Source organism: Nitratireductor sp. PBL-C9 (assembly GCF_050877045.1).
In the GTDB taxonomy this organism is placed as follows: domain Bacteria; phylum Pseudomonadota; class Alphaproteobacteria; order Rhizobiales; family Rhizobiaceae; genus Nitratireductor; species Nitratireductor aquimarinus.
Window position 1 is genome coordinate 281,523 of the sequence record NZ_JBPAXW010000001.1, and the last position, 14,609, is coordinate 296,131.

General features: G+C 61.0%; 10 protein-coding genes. 6 read left to right on the forward strand and 4 right to left on the reverse strand.

From position 1 onward, the window contains the following. Positions 1-179: 179 nt before the first annotated feature. From wecB to ACRTG1_RS01370, 4 genes are read left to right on the forward strand one after another with little or no spacing between them, the layout of a single operon-like run. The gene (gene wecB / locus ACRTG1_RS01355; RefSeq protein WP_206544907.1) at positions 180-1,313 is read left to right on the forward strand and encodes a non-hydrolyzing UDP-N-acetylglucosamine 2-epimerase; all 1,134 of its coding nucleotides are present in this window, start codon (positions 180-182) and stop codon (positions 1,311-1,313) included. 37 nt (positions 1,314-1,350) lie between these two features. Then, positions 1,351-3,591 carry a hypothetical protein gene (locus tag ACRTG1_RS01360; RefSeq protein ID WP_432515603.1) on the forward strand — a complete coding sequence of 747 codons (2,241 nt, stop codon included), beginning with the start codon at positions 1,351-1,353 and terminating at the stop codon, positions 3,589-3,591. Between the two features lie 15 nt (positions 3,592-3,606). Next, the gene (locus tag ACRTG1_RS01365) at positions 3,607-5,748 is read left to right on the forward strand and encodes a glycosyl transferase family protein (protein WP_297561933.1); all 2,142 of its coding nucleotides are present in this window, start codon (positions 3,607-3,609) and stop codon (positions 5,746-5,748) included. Then, positions 5,748-8,039 (forward strand): NfrA family protein, encoded by a 2,292-nt coding sequence (locus ACRTG1_RS01370; RefSeq protein WP_432515767.1) that lies wholly within the window; start codon positions 5,748-5,750, stop codon positions 8,037-8,039. Before ACRTG1_RS01365 ends, ACRTG1_RS01370 begins: the two co-directional genes overlap by 1 nt. 70 nt (positions 8,040-8,109) lie before the next feature. Here the strand turns inward: ACRTG1_RS01370 and ACRTG1_RS01375 are convergent, their stop codons facing one another. Both ACRTG1_RS01375 and ACRTG1_RS01380 read right to left on the reverse strand, forming a co-directional pair. Continuing rightward, positions 8,110-9,702 (reverse strand): ABC transporter substrate-binding protein, encoded by a 1,593-nt coding sequence (locus ACRTG1_RS01375; protein ID WP_206544911.1) that lies wholly within the window; start codon positions 9,700-9,702, stop codon positions 8,110-8,112. Positions 9,703-9,753: 51 nt separating this feature from the next. Further along, positions 9,754-10,641, reverse strand: coding sequence for a serine hydrolase (locus tag ACRTG1_RS01380; RefSeq protein WP_432515604.1), 888 nt, complete (start codon positions 10,639-10,641; stop codon positions 9,754-9,756). A 231-nt stretch (positions 10,642-10,872) separates the two neighbouring features. Here ACRTG1_RS01380 and ACRTG1_RS01385 point away from each other — a divergent pair, with 231 nt between their 5' ends. Continuing rightward, positions 10,873-11,745 (forward strand): LysR family transcriptional regulator, encoded by an 873-nt coding sequence (locus ACRTG1_RS01385; RefSeq protein WP_432515605.1) that lies wholly within the window; start codon positions 10,873-10,875, stop codon positions 11,743-11,745. Between the two features lie 132 nt (positions 11,746-11,877). Here ACRTG1_RS01385 and proX read toward each other — a convergent pair whose 3' ends face one another. Further along, positions 11,878-12,864 (reverse strand): glycine betaine/L-proline ABC transporter substrate-binding protein ProX, encoded by a 987-nt coding sequence (gene proX / locus ACRTG1_RS01390; RefSeq protein WP_432515606.1) that lies wholly within the window; start codon positions 12,862-12,864, stop codon positions 11,878-11,880. Positions 12,865-13,236: 372 nt separating this feature from the next. Here proX and ACRTG1_RS01395 point away from each other — a divergent pair, with 372 nt between their 5' ends. After that, positions 13,237-13,623: a YbaN family protein gene (locus ACRTG1_RS01395; RefSeq protein WP_432515607.1), complete on the forward strand. Its 387-nt coding sequence runs from the start codon at positions 13,237-13,239 to the stop codon at positions 13,621-13,623. 39 nt (positions 13,624-13,662) lie between these two features. Here ACRTG1_RS01395 and rbsK read toward each other — a convergent pair whose 3' ends face one another. Beyond that, complete coding sequence (rbsK, locus tag ACRTG1_RS01400; RefSeq protein ID WP_206994572.1) at positions 13,663-14,607, reverse strand: ribokinase; 945 nt, start codon at positions 14,605-14,607, stop codon at positions 13,663-13,665. Positions 14,608-14,609: the final 2 nt, after the last annotated feature.

Sequence of the window (14,609 nt, forward strand, 5' to 3'; positions counted from 1 at the left end):
GCGGGCCCGCAGCATCAGGATCGCCCCTCCTAAAACTGGCTTCCCCAGAGTAGCCGGCTGTCTCCAATGAGACGTGAGACCGGTTTTAAAAGCTGCCGATGCGCCCGACGGACTGTCTTACGACACGATGCCGGCGCCCCTCCCACGATTCTGATCAGATACTTCAGGGCATTGTTTCAATGAGAATTTTATCGGTTTTCGGCACGAGACCGGAAGCGATCAAGATGGCTCCGGTCATCAAGGCGCTGGCTGCCGAAAGCGGGCTTCAGCCAATTACCTGCGTGACCGGACAGCATCGCCAGATGCTCGACCAGGTTCTCGATCTTTTCGGCATCAAGCCGGATCACGATCTTTCGGTCATGACACCCAACCAGACGCTTAACGGTCTCTCAGGCAGGGTAATCGAGGGTCTGGACGCCATTCTCGCCGATGAGAAGCCCGATTATGTGCTGACCCATGGCGACACCACGACCGCAATGGCCGCCAGTCTGGCCGCGTTCCATCGGAACATTCCGGTCGGACATGTGGAAGCTGGCTTGCGCACCTACGATCTGTCAAAGCCGTGGCCGGAGGAGTTTAATCGGCGCACGATCGATGTCCTCGCAACAAAATTATTCGCGCCGACCGACACAAGCGCCGCCAATCTGCGCTCCGAGCGGTTGAACGGTGAAATCCTTGTCACGGGCAACACGGTCATCGACGCCCTGATGGAAACCGTCGAGCGGATCAGGACCACGCCGGAGCTGAAGGCCCAGCTGGATGCCCGGTTCTCCTTTCTGGATCCCTCGCGCAAACTCCTCCTCGTCACGGGCCATCGCCGCGAGAGCTTCGGTGATGGTTTCCTGAACATATGCAAGGCGCTGGCCAGCCTGTCGCGGCGCGACGACCTGCAGATCGTTTATCCGGTGCATCTGAACCCCAATGTCAGCGATCCGGTCCATGAGTTGCTCGGAAAAAATCCGAACATTTCGCTCATCGACCCGCAGGAATATCTGTCCTTCGTCTATCTCCTGAACAGGGCGGACATTGTCCTGACCGATTCCGGCGGTGTGCAGGAAGAAGCCCCGTCGCTCGGGAAGCCGGTTCTGGTCATGCGCGATGTGACTGAACGCCCTGAAGCCGTTGCTGCAGGCGGCGTTCGGTTGGTCGGAGCCCGAACAACGCGGATTGTCAGCGAGGTCGAGCAGCTTCTCGATGACGCGGCCCATTACGCAAGCTTCGCGCGCATCCTCAATCCCTATGGGGACGGGCATGCCTCAACCCGCATCGCCGCCGCTCTGGCGGGCAGATCGAGCGCGGCATTCGCCGCCTGATCGCAATCCCCATCCAATTTCAGAAAACGGGTTAATCATGACCGTCTCATCTCGCCGTAGCGCCATATTGTCTTCCGTTTTGAGCGGGGCGTGCGGGCTGATCATCATGCATGGCGGCAATGCCGCGCAGGCTGCGGAAATCGCCGATGCGATCACCGCGCTTTCGCAGCAAACGGAGATCCGCGAGCGGGTCAGCCTGAAGGCGCTTGGCCTCACCGAACCGGTCGTGCTCGGTTCCAGCGATGCGCGTCGCGACATCTATCTGCCGGTGCCCGCGAATATCGAGCTGTCCGAGCCGCGCCTGGTCGTGGACGGCCGCTATCTGCGCGCCGATGGCGGACAGACGACCTACACGCTTGCAGTCGATGGCACGGTCGTGGCCGCCCAGTCGCCAACCGCGCCTCAGGGAGACGTCGAGATCAACGTCGATGTTGAGGGGGCACCGCGCCCGTCCGGGTTTGTGCGGATGGGGCTCGCATGGTCTTCGGCCACGGGGCGGTTTCTCTGCGACGATGCCCGCCCCATCGGAAACATGCTGCAGATCTCGCCGGATTCCCATCTGGAATACAGCTATGATGCAGGCGACGTGAAAACCATTGCAGATGCCTGGTCCGCCCTGCCCCAGCGTGTGGTGCTTCTGGTTTCCAGCGACGAGCTGGCAAGCGAGAGCTTCGATGCCGCCTGGCGTCTGGGCGTCACGCTCGAGCGCGCCGGCAAGACGGTGGATGTTGCAGCGCTTCCGACAATCGGCAGCGAATTCGATGTCAGCGGGCTCGAAATCCCCCCGGCTCTCAAGCGCGTTCCCGCATTTGCAGCGCTTGCCGGTGGCGGTGTCATCACCCTGTCGAGCGACGCAGAAATCGGGGCCCTTATCCTGCTTGATGCACCGCAGCTGCACGCGCATATCGCGGTTGCCGACCAGATGCTGGCAGGCGGGCTGACGACCGCCCTCAAAGCGGTCGCCGAAGAACTCGAACGGGCAGACGCCGCAGCCGTCGATGCAATCGACACCCTCGTGGTGCGCAAGAACGCGCTTGCAATGGCGAGCGAGCCAAAAAGCATCGAGATTGCCACGCTCACCGGTCGGCCCGTGATCGCAGTCGCGCCAGATGCCGCACGCGCCGCCTCCGGTCTGCTCGACGGTTTCTGGCGTCGCACCGCCAGCACGGATCATCTTGTTCTCGACACGGCCGCAAGGCCCGACACCGACACAGACAGCATCGCTCTGGCCTCGCTCAATCAGGCGGCCGGAAATCTGGATGTCGTTGCACGCGGCGACTGGACGACGTCATTCAACCTTGGCACCAGCCTGCCCGAGGGCAAGGTTCCCGCCAGCATGGATGTCTATGTCGCAGCCGCTCCCGGCGCGACGGCGACGGCACCCGTGGCCTCGATCTTCATCAACGACTATCTTCTTGGCGCAAAGCGCCTCACCGCCGACGGGAAGGCGGAGAAAATCTCCGTCGACATCCCGTCTTACGCCCTCCTTCCCCGCAACACGATGCAGGTGCGCATTCAACGCCAGCCGGCAAGTGACGAATGCCGCGAAACGCCCCAGCCTTTCCCGGCTGCGGTGCTGCCGGAAAGCCGGGTTTTCCTGAAATCCGCGCCAAAGCTCGGCAATTTCGCAGAAATGACGGCGCGGCTCGCCGGCGATGCAAGCCTGTTCGTTCCGACCAGCTGGCGTCTTGATGCTACCCGGTCTCTGCCGACAATCATTCAGCTCGCTGACACGGTCGGGGTCTCGCCATCCCGCGCGACGCTGAGCTTTGAAGAAGGCGACGCGGAGATCGAGCCGAAAACGCCGTATCTCGCCTTTGACACGCCCGTCAAAGGCGCCCGCGATACCGTAAAGGTCTCCGGTGACCGGGTCTCAATTGCCGATGCCAAAGGCAAGACATTCTATGATGTTTCGGGTCTCGAACGGATCGCTGTCGTGCAGGCGGTATCGGGTTCCAAAGAGCCGGGCGTCAGCTATCAGAGTGTCGGAACGCCGCCTGTCTTCGAAACGCCTTTCCAGCTTGCCGGCGGCGATATCGCCGTATTGGGAGACGATGGCGTCCTGGCAGCGGTAAACAGCCGAGGCGCACCGCTTTACCTCAACGAAGACGGAAGCCAGCGCGGCGATGCTCCCTTCACATGGGAACGGCTGCTTGATCCTGCATTCTGGATGCACAATCTCTCGCTGCTCGTGGCCGGGGTGCTTGCCTTTGCGTTCTTCCTGCTGATCTTCTTTGCGCGCCGCGCCAAGAAGCGTCAAAGCGCCGATCAGGGATAAGCGGGCAACCGTTCGATGTCGCTCTACTGGCCCTACCTCTTCGCGGACTATTACCGATGGCTGGAATACACAGCCGTCGCAACAGCCGTGATCATCCTGATTTCCAGCCTCGATGATCTCTTCATCGACGCCCGCTACTGGATGCGGGAAATCAGGCGTGCACTGACGGTCAAACGGCGCTACAAGCCGCTTCGGCCGGAGCAGTTGCGTGACCGGCCGGAGCAGCACATCGCCATCATGATCCCGGCGTGGCTCGAATATGACGTCATCGCGCCAATGCTGGAAAACATGGTGCGGGTGATCGACTACCGGTCTTACACCATCTTTGTCGGCACCTATTGCAACGACGCAGCCACGATCAGGGAAGTCGAGCGCATGCGCCGCCGCTACAAGCAGCTGGTGCGTGTGGAGGTTCCCCATGACGGTCCCACCTGCAAGGCCGATTGCCTGAACTGGATCGTGCAGGCGATCTTCGCCCACGAAGCCCGACACAACATCAGCTTTGCAGGTGTTGTCCTGCACGACAGTGAAGATGTACTGCATCCGCTGGAACTGCAGTTCTTCAACTATCTCCTGCCGCGCAAGGATCTCATCCAGATCCCCGTCGGCTCGCTGGAGCGCGAGTGGTACGAGCTGGTCGCCGGCGTCTACATGGACGAATTTGCCGAATCCCACGGCAAGGATATCGTGGTGCGCGAGAGCCTTGCCAAGACGGTGCCTTCGGCTGGCGTCGGCACCTGCTTCTCGCGCCGCGCCCTCTTGACGCTTGCATCCGAAACCGACAATCAGCCCTTTAACACGCAAACGCTCACCGAGGATTACGACATCGGTGTGCGGCTTGCAGCACACGGCATGCACTCAATTCTGGCGCGGTTTCCGGTCGAATACCGCGTGAAACGCACGTCCTGGTTCAAGGGCCATGCGGTGCAGGAAAAAACGCTCCAAATGCCGCTCAGTGTGCGCGAGTTCTTCCCCAACACGTTCCGCACATCCTATCGTCAGAAGGCCCGCTGGTCGCTGGGCATCTGCTTTCAGGGCTGGGCCTATTTCGGCTGGCATGGCTCCATCGTCGACCGCTATTTTCTGCTGCGCGACCGCAAGGGCGCCGTGACCGCATTCGTGGCGATTTTCGCTTACATTCTGGTTGCGCAGTACATCCTGTTTCAGCTCGCCTTCACGACCGGCCTGCTGACGATGAGTTACCCGCCCCTCATCGCAACCAATGGATGGATCGCCGTTCTGCTTGGACTGAACGGCATCGCGTTCATCCTGCGTGTGACCCAGCGTTATTACTTCACCGCCCGCACTTTCGGCTGGCGTCATGGCATCCTGTCGATCCCGCGCATGATCATCGGCAATTTCGTGAACTTCATGGCCATGGCGCGCGCGTGGAAACAGTATCTTTCGCATCTCATTTTCGGAACGCGCCTTGCCTGGGACAAGACGATGCACGACTTCCCGTCGGCGGACGGGCTGGTGGAAGAGCGCGCAAGGCTCGGTGAGTTGCTTGTCTCGTGGCAGGCCATTGATCAGGGCCACCTTCAGGAAGCGCTCGACAAGCAGAGCGAGAGGAAACAGCCATTCGGCCGCATTCTCGTGCAGGAAGGATGGCTGACGGAAGAGGTTCTGGCAGAAGCCGTCGCCTTCCAGTCCGGGCTCGAAATCACGTCTGTCAGTGAAGCCGAAATTCTTGCCGCAAAAGACGCGTTTCCCGTCGATTTGAGCATTCGCTGGCGTGTTTTGGCGATGAAAGACAGTGAAAATGGCGCAATTCGGCTTGCCGCAGCCGCTCCGCTGTCCGAGCGCGCGAGCGAACAGATCCGCAAGGCACTCGGCCACATGCCGCCGCTCTTCATCGTGCGTGACCGTGACATCACGGCCGGCCTGCGCCTGCTCGCCGCGCAGGGAAAAGACAATCCGCAACAGCTCGGCGAACGCGTGCCGCTTCTGGGCGATCTGCTTTCACAGCGCGGCGACATCTCACATGAGGCGTTTGAAGAGGCCATGGCGAACTATTCACCCGACACGGACGGTCCGGTGGGCAGCTATCTCGTGGCGCAGAACGCCATTGACCAGAACCTGTTGCAGTGGGCGCTGGATGAACAGCGCAGGCTCGCAGAATCTGCCGCAAACGAACTTAAGGGAAAAGCCGCGTGATGACGATTGTTGGACGCCACGGAAGCCAAGGGCGCAAGACCAGCGCCCGGAACCGCTGGCTGCGCGGCACGGCAGCGCTGCTTGCCCTTCAGTTTGCATGGGGGGCATTGCCTGCCGGCGCGCAGACATCCGATCCCGCACCAGTGCAGAGCGCGCCTGCGGAAAACACTGGCGAAGAGCGCCCATTGGTGGGTTCAGCCTACGAAGTGGCAACCGAAGCCTACGAGGCCTATGCCAATGGAGACTATGCAGTCGCGGCAGAGAAAGCCCGCGAAGCCGTGCGGCAGCGGCCGGATGTCGGGCGTCTCAGAACCCTTCTCGTCCGTGCGCTTGATGCATCAGGCGAAAAAGATGAAGCGCGAAGCGCTGCGCAGGAAGGCGCGCAGGATAAGCGCCTGACCGACACGGCCCGTGAGGAGCTTGCCACACTCGCCACTGCGCTTGCAGCCTCCAGCGAAGCGGTCTCGCAGTCGGATCCCGCCTATCTGGCGGCAGATGCAGCTTATCGAGCCTATGACCGGGGCGATTACGATATGGCGGTCGCAAAAGCCGAAGAAGCACTGCGGCTGACACCAGGCAATCGGGATTACCGGAGCCTGCTCGACAACGCTCTTGCGGCGCAGAAACTTTCCAGCGCACAGCAGTCCGCAAAAAAGGGCTCGGGTGCAGCACCGGGCGCAGGCGCGGCCAACATGGCCTATGACGCCATACGCGCAAAACGCTATGGCGAAGCCCTTCGTCTGGCGCGCAAGGCTGTTCAACAGGCCCCGGGCAATCGCAGCTTCCGCCTTCTGTTGATCCAGACGCTCGTGCAGAACGGACTGCAATCCGAAGCCCTGAGCGAGACCGACCGCGCCATGAAGCGCTTCGGCCGTGATGCCGCTTTGTTGCGGCAACGGGGTGTCCTGCAGGCGTCAATGGGCAACCAGAACGCAGCGTTCGACGATTTCAGCGCTGCGCTGCGCTATTCCAGTTCACCGGCGGACGAACGTTTCCTGCGCCTTTCCCTTGCCGAGGCGGCGCTTGCCACCGACCGGCCGGAACAGGCGTATGAAGCGCTTGCTCCGCTCGGACGGCGCGCCGATCACGCGGTCTGGATGAAGCGGGGCCAGGCGCTGCAGGCCATGAAGGATTTCGCAGGCGCGAACGACGCATTTGCTCTGGCGGAAACAACCACCGCGAACCCGCGCGAGCAGGATCAGGCCATTGCGGCGCGCGTGCGCCTCCTGAACGATGAGGACAGGAAAGCCGAGGCATCCCGGCTCTTCCTGGAAACGCTCGATGAGGGACGCTTTGCGTCCATGAGCGATCTCGACCTTGCCTATCTCGCCGGGCAGGCCGGCGAAAGAACCATGGCTTATGACCGGTTTCAGGCCGCCGACAGAACTGGCGCGCTGAGCGGTCGCCAGTTCATCGATGCTGCCTATGCGGCGCGGCGGGCCCATCAGAACGATGATGCAATCGCTCTGATGCACCGCGCCATCGATGCGGAAGAACGCGGCGACTTCTCATTGGCGCCGCAGGCGCTTTTCGGCCTGCGCCGGGAAGTGGCCGAGCTGAAGCGCGAATATGGAGCCTATGTCTCGTTGACCCATGGCGGCATGGGCATTGCCAGCAACTCGCTCCTGCCGCAGGGCAGCAGTGGCGAATCCATGCAACTCGGTTCGGAGATCTACTGGCGGCCGCCGGGCATCGGCTACCGGGATGGTGCGACGTTCGAACTGTTTGCGCGCCAGTTCACCACGCTCAGAGATTCTCTGGATGGCGCGACCGGCTCTTCGACGACGCAGGGCAGTGTCGGCGCGCGCTGGAAACCCTTCGCGCAGCACAATCTCGTTTTCGAGGCGAGCAAGCTCTTCAAGGTCGGCAAGCACAGCCGCAACGACACGCTGATACGCGCCGCCTTCTCCAAGGGCATCGGCTCCGATCTGCGTGTGGATGTGCCGTCCTGGTGGATGGCGCAGTATTATGGCGAGATCGGGCATTATCTGGAAACCGGCCAGACCATCGCTTCCGACGACATTCGCATCGGCCGCAGCTTCCGCATGGATGCAATCGATGACCGGCTGGTCCTTACCCCCTATATCGGCGTCAACGCGGGTTATGACAGCGAACTGGCGGACCAGTTCACGCTGAGCGCCGGGCCGGGCCTTAACGCGCGCTACTGGTTCCGGGAAGACAAGTACACGGCTCCCATGTCCTATATCGACCTGACGGTTCAGTATCGCGCCAGACTGGCCGGAGACAACAGGGGCGAAGGCCTGTTCGCCGGGATAAGCCTCTCCTATTGATCGAGGCCGGGGTTGATCGACACCTGGCCTTTGAAACTGGCGGCGCCCAAACGGACGCCGCCATGTCGCCTTACTCGGCGATATCGACACCGTAGAAGATGTGCGTGCCCATCGGGTGGATCCTGTAGCCGGAGACCTTCGGCGACATGGGCATGAAATCGACCGAATGCGCAATCGGCATGATCGGGGCCTGCTCCTTGGCGATGACCTGGGCTTCCTTGTAAAGGCGCGTGCGCTCTTCAACGTCCGAGGTGACCTTCGCCTTCTGGATCAGCTTCTCATAAGGCTCGTGGCACCACTGCGCCGTGTTCGACGCAGCCACGGAATCGCAGCCCAGAAGAACCGCAAGGAAGTTGTCCGGATCGCCATTGTCGCCGATCCAGCCCAGCAGCGCTGCGCCATCGCGGTCGATGTCGCGCGCACGGTCCAGATACTCGCCCCACTCATAGGAGATGATCTCGGCATCGACGCCGACGGCGGCCAGATCGGCCTGCATCATTTCGGCCATGCGGCGTGCATTGGGGTTATAGCCACGCGCCACGGGCATCGCCCACAGTTTCATGGAAAGGTCCGTCACGCCTTCGGCTTCCAGCATGGCCTTTGCGGCTGCCGGATCGTGGGGATCGTCCTGCACCTCGTCATTGTGCGACCAGATGGTTGGCGGGATAGGGTTTTTCGCGATCTGGCCAGAGCCCTGATAGACGACCTCCATGATCGCTTCCTTGTCGATGGCCATGTTGAGGGCCTTGCGCACCTTCGGATTGTCGAAAGGCGCCACCTTGGTGTTGTAGGCCAGGTAACCGAGATTGAGACCTTCCTGCTCCATCACCTTGATGTTCGGATCGGCCTGCATCGCCTTCAGATCGGCCGGGTTCGGATAGGGCATGATGTGGCACTCGCCGGCGTTCAGACGCTGATAGCGCACGGAAGCGTCCGGGGTGATGGCGAACACCAGATTGTCGAGCGGCGTAGCGCCTTCCCAGTAATCCGGGTTCTTCGCATAGCGGATCACCGAATCCTTCTGGTAGGCAACGAAGGTGAAGGGGCCGGTTCCCACGGGAGCCTGATTGAGCTCTTCGGGCTTCCCGGCCTCCATAAGCTGGTCGGCATATTCTTTCGACTGGATCGACGCGAAATCCATCGCCAGATTGGAAAGCATTGGCGCTTCCGGGCGGCTCAGAACGAACTTCACCGTGTAATCATCGACTTTCACGATGTCCTTGATGAGATCGCCCATCCCCATCGCGCCGAAATAGGTCCAGCCGCCGCCCGAAGTCTTGTGGTGCGGATGGTCTTCCAGCCGCTGGCGATTGAAGCTGAAGATCACATCGTCGGCATTGAAATCCCGGCTCGGCGTGAAGCTGTCATTGGCGTGGAATTTCACGCCCTTGCGGAGATTGAACGTGTATTCCAGTTCGTCGTCGGACACTTCCCAGCTTTCGGCGAGGCCCGGCACGACATTGGTGGTGCCGGTCTCGAACTCCACGAGCCGGTTGAACACCGTGCGCGACGACGCATCGAACGTGGTGATCGAGGTATAGAGCGCCGGGTCGAACCCTTCCGGCGATGCATCGGAGCAATAGACCAGCGTCTTGGCGGCGGCAGGCGCCGTTCCAAGTGCTGCAAGCAGCGCGATGGCGCTGATTTTCAGTTTCATGGACATTGGTTTCTCCCTTTCATCTGCAAGTCGTGACTTCCGCGCGCACAGCGCGCCTCATGCCGGAACCGGTTCTGCGGCGAGCAGGTTGTCGCAGAGCGCGCGCCCGATGCCGGGGAAAACGGTTGCGGCGTTTTCCGTGATCTTCTGCCCCTGCGTCATGACCGAAAGAATGACCGGCGCGGCCCCCGGAAGGGCGATGCGGATCAGGTCATGACGGTAGTAGGATGTGCGCGGGTTGCCCGTCCAGGACGTGTAGCCGGCCTTGCTCCAGACCTGCGCCTCTGCGGGAACGCCACCGCCAAGGAACTCATCAATCTGGAAGCTCAGAAGATGTGCATCCGCGCGGCTGCGGTCACGCAGGAGGATCTCCTCCGCCCGTTTCTGCGATCGCGGGTTCAACGGCAGGGTGCCGGCAAAAAGTTCCAGGAAAAGCCGCGCGGAAACGAGCGGCGTGAGCACGTTCAGATAACTTCCGTCCCTGCCCGCGAACTGCGCTTCGCGTCCATAGCGCGTATCGCCCATGAGCTTCTGCGCGATGTTGCAGCCGTCCCATTCGGGCCAGCCCAGATCCCGGAAGAAGCGATTGAGCCCTTCACGCCTGTGAGACCATTCGCGATAGGCTTCAGGCTCCAGAAGCGTGTCGCCGGTGGTTTCGGTCAGAAGGTCGATCACGTAATTGGTCGCCGTATTCGACGACCAGGTGATCATGTCGCTAAGCGCCTGATCCAGATCATCGGGAACCGCCATCTGCCCCCGCTCGATCCTGTTGAGCGCGTGAACCAGATGGAAGGCCTTCACGACACTGCACGGATAGCAGCGCCAGTCGCCATTGAGCGCAAATCCTGCGGGCCTGCCGCCATCTGCACGCTCCTGCAGTGCGACAAGGCCAAACGTCTCGTCCGTCAGTCCAAAGGAACCGAACCTGTCAAAAATCTCCGACACCGCCGCTTCGCACCGGCGTGTCCACGCGGCATCCCGTTCAAAAAACATCAAGGCTTCTTTCTTCGCCAAACTTGCCGGAAAAAGCGCAAACCGCGCTCCGCATCGTCTGCCTGCCCTTCTACGCCCGAGGCAGACCCGAGGCAGACACATCTGCAATCCGGAGTTCAGGTTAGACAAGGGCGAAGCATAGGAATAATGATAAATAGATGGGTATCTATTACTGAGCTGATAATGAACCTGCGTGAAATGGAACTCTTCGGAACGTTGATGCGGGTCGGGACGACGACCGAAACCGCACGCCTGCTCGGCATCTCGCAGCCAGGCGTCAGTGCGCAGCTGAAACGGCTGGAAAGCAAGCTGGGCATTCCGCTGTTTCACCGCGCGGGCAACCGGCTTGAACCCACCCGCGAGGCCCGCGAAATCTTCTCTCTGGCCGGTCCCATCTTCACCACGCATTCGCAGGTCCGCGCCAAGCTGCCATCCCTGCGGGATCACGCCACACGGCCAGCCGTGATTTCCGCGACACCGGCTCTGGTGGAGGGGTTTCTCGGTCCCCTTCTGGTCAAAGCTGGCTATGCAAACTGGAAGAAGCGTCTCGACCTGCGCATTCACGCGCCGGAGGAAGATCTTCGCAACGGCGTGGCGGATCTCGGATTACAGATGGCCCTGCCGCCGAAGGCGGAGTTTCAGGCCCATATGGTCGGGCGCAGCTCGCTGGTCGCGATCATGGGCGAGAACCACCCGCTTGCCCGTGCAAAGCAGCTCAAATGCAAGGCAATCGCAGCGCATCCGCTGGTCTGCTATGATGCCGACTGGTCACCCATGGGGGCGCATATACGCGCGGCCTTCAAAGCCCGGGATCTGCATTACGACCCGGTCTGCACCGCGCCATACTGCGCGAATGTATGCGCATTGGTGCGTGCGTGCGGCGGGGTGGGCATCGTCGATGCGATGACAGCAAGAAACCTTGCGACGCCGGGTCTGACCTGGCGCCCCATCAGCGACCTTTCGGACATCTCGATCATCGCATTCTACCGGCGTGACGAGCCCCTGAGCGCCACGGTGATGGATCTTCTGAACCATCTTCTGGAGGCGGCACCTTAAGGATCGGGCAAATCATTCCTGCTGGCTTCGATGGCAGAGCCGCACACCGCGCCCGCAAAGGGGGCAGTCCGATTCAGCTGGGTTCAACTGGTCGAGAAGAAGTGGGCGCCGACTGGCGCCCACCGGTTCAGACTATTCTACGGCTGAACGCGCGGCATCGAGCCATCCATCAACGGTTTTGCGATTGGCTTCAATCCACTCCGAAGCCTGTCGCTTCAGGTCTTCAGCACTGTCCTCGCCATTCCGCATTGCGGCGTTCTGGGCGAAGATGAAATCGAGCGGGATCGAGGCTTCCTCAAGCAGAACCTTCGCGGCAGGATTGGCTTCAAGAAACGCGTCGTTTGCAACCGGCCGGATATCATTGACCGGCCAGCCCAGCTGACAGGGCTCGGCAACGCAGCCTTCAACACCCTCAACCGTCGCGAATTCGGCAAGATGCGCCTGTTCTTCCGGCAAGGCGACCTCCGGGGTCTGAATCCACACGACATCTTCACCGGGTTTCAGGGCATCAACCGTCCAGTTCGGCGTCCAGGTGTAGAACAGGATCGGCTGGCCCTGCTCAAAGGCTGCGATCGTGTCTGCCATGGAAGCAGAATATCCGGCCTTGATCGGATTGATGGCTTCACGCAGATCGAACGCATCCATGTGGAACTGGATCATCAGTTCGCAGCCCCAGCCGGGCGGGCACGCGGTCATGTCCGCCAGCCCGTCGCCATTGCGGTCAAACGCTTCGCGCACCTCGGGACGCTTGAAATCATCCAGCGTCTTGATGTCAAATTTCTCGGCGGAAGCCTTGTCGACGAGATATCCCTGCAATGCGCCCTTCTCGACCACATAGCCCGTGGGCGTAGCCGCGAAACCGGGCTGGTCGACATAGGTATTGTGGAGCGGGAACCAGCCGTCGGGATAAAGATCCATGTCTCCCTGCGACACGGATACATAGGCAACGGGAACATCGAGCGTGACCGGTTCGGCCACGTCGTAACCCAGTTCCTCAAGAAGCTGGGCGTAAACCGCGCTCATGATCCAGCCGGTATCGTCGTTTGGCTGAGCAATCGAAACCGAAACACCATCGCCTGGCTGCGCAGTTTCCGCAAAGGTGATTGGCGCAGTCGCCATCAATGCGAAAGCACTTGCAGATACCAATCCAAAATTACGAAATTTATTGAAATACATACCCATCGAAAAACCTCACATTTCACTAACACTTACGAACAGGCGTTACATAGAAATACAGAGGTGCATGGGTGAATGCGGCGAATTATCCATTCACAACTAATTTTGGACACCAGAGTTCTCTGGCCAGCTCTCCTGCTCTGCGGCCATCACTCGGGCACAGGCGGAACCGGTCAACGAAGCAGCGGCGACCCCATCACGACGAACATGCTTCAATGAAGCGCACTGCTGCGGTCATAGGATTTCCGCAGTTTTCGGTGTATCGGAATGGAGGTGGAAAGGTCTGCGGATCTGCCTGTCGACGGAGATCGGTCATTGAGAATTGCGCCCGCATTTGAGAATGCAAAGCGTGCAATATTGCTCGTTCTGGGGCTGGTGATGCTGTTGCTCGCCGTGATCGGGGCGTTTCTTCCCGTCATGCCGACCACGATCTTCCTGATCCTCGCCGCATGGTTCTTCGCGCGCTCATCGCCGAGGCTTGAGCGCAGGCTTATGGAACATCCGAGCTACGGTCCGGTTCTGCGCGGCTGGCGCGATCACGGCATCGTCCCGCGCCGCGCGAAGGTCTTCGCAGTCACCGGCATCAGCTGCGGCTACGTCGTTTCCCTCTTTGCCTATCAGCCGGGTCTGCCGCTCGCGATCGCCCTCGCCGTGGCGATGGCCGCCATCGCCGTGTGGATCGTGAGCCGCCCGGAGGGCTGAGCCGGCCGGGCAGTCATCTGCCCGACTGCGCAAAAGGCACTATTGTGGAAGCGCTTCGCAGAACGCGTCAAAATCGTCGGCCGATGCATAGGACTTCTGTGTCCCGCGCCGGCCCACGGAATAGGCTGCATAGCGGGCCGCTCGGTTCAGCGCCGTCTCGGTCTCGCCCGTTGCTGCAAAGAAATGCGCGAAAGAGCCGATAAAGGCGTCGCCCGCGCCTGTCGTGTCCACCGGGGTCACGCTCACAGGCTCGATGGTCGTGAAACGGTCCGCCGTAACAAGGCGCGCGCCACGCGAGCCGAGTGTCACGATGACGGTGCCAATGCCCTTCTCGATCAGGCTGCGCGCGGCCGCCATGATCTCTTCCTCCGTGTCCGTGGGCATGCCTGAAAGAAGCGCAAGCTCGCTTTCGTTTGGAACGAGGAAGCTCAGGCTCTTCAGGTCCGAAACACTCAGCGCCGAAGTCGCGGGCGCCGGGTTCAGGATGGTCGGCACGCCCCATTCCGCCGCGCGGCGAACCGTGTGGTAGATCGTCTCCAGCGGGATCTCCAGCTGCATCAGAATGAGGTCCGCATCGCGCAGCACATCTTCTGCGGCATCGACGTCGGCCGGGAGCAGGTCTTCATTCGCACCCTTCACGATGAGAATGGAGTTCTCACCGCTTTCATCGACAAAAATGGGGGCAACGCCGGACGACTTTCCGGCGACCTTGGCGACATGACGGATATCGATCCCGTGATCGGAGAAATTCCGGAGCGTGTTGTCGCCGAACAGATCATCGCCAACCCTTGAGACCATGCTCACCTGCGAACCGAGCTTCGCAGCCGCAACAGCCTGGTTTGCACCCTTGCCCCCGCACCCGCTCTCAAAGCTTGGCGCTTCCAGCGTTTCGCCCGGCGCCGGCATGCGGGAGACATAGGTGATCAGATCGACCATGTTGGAGCCGACAACGGCAATGCGACCGGTTCTGCTGTTTGACGTCATGG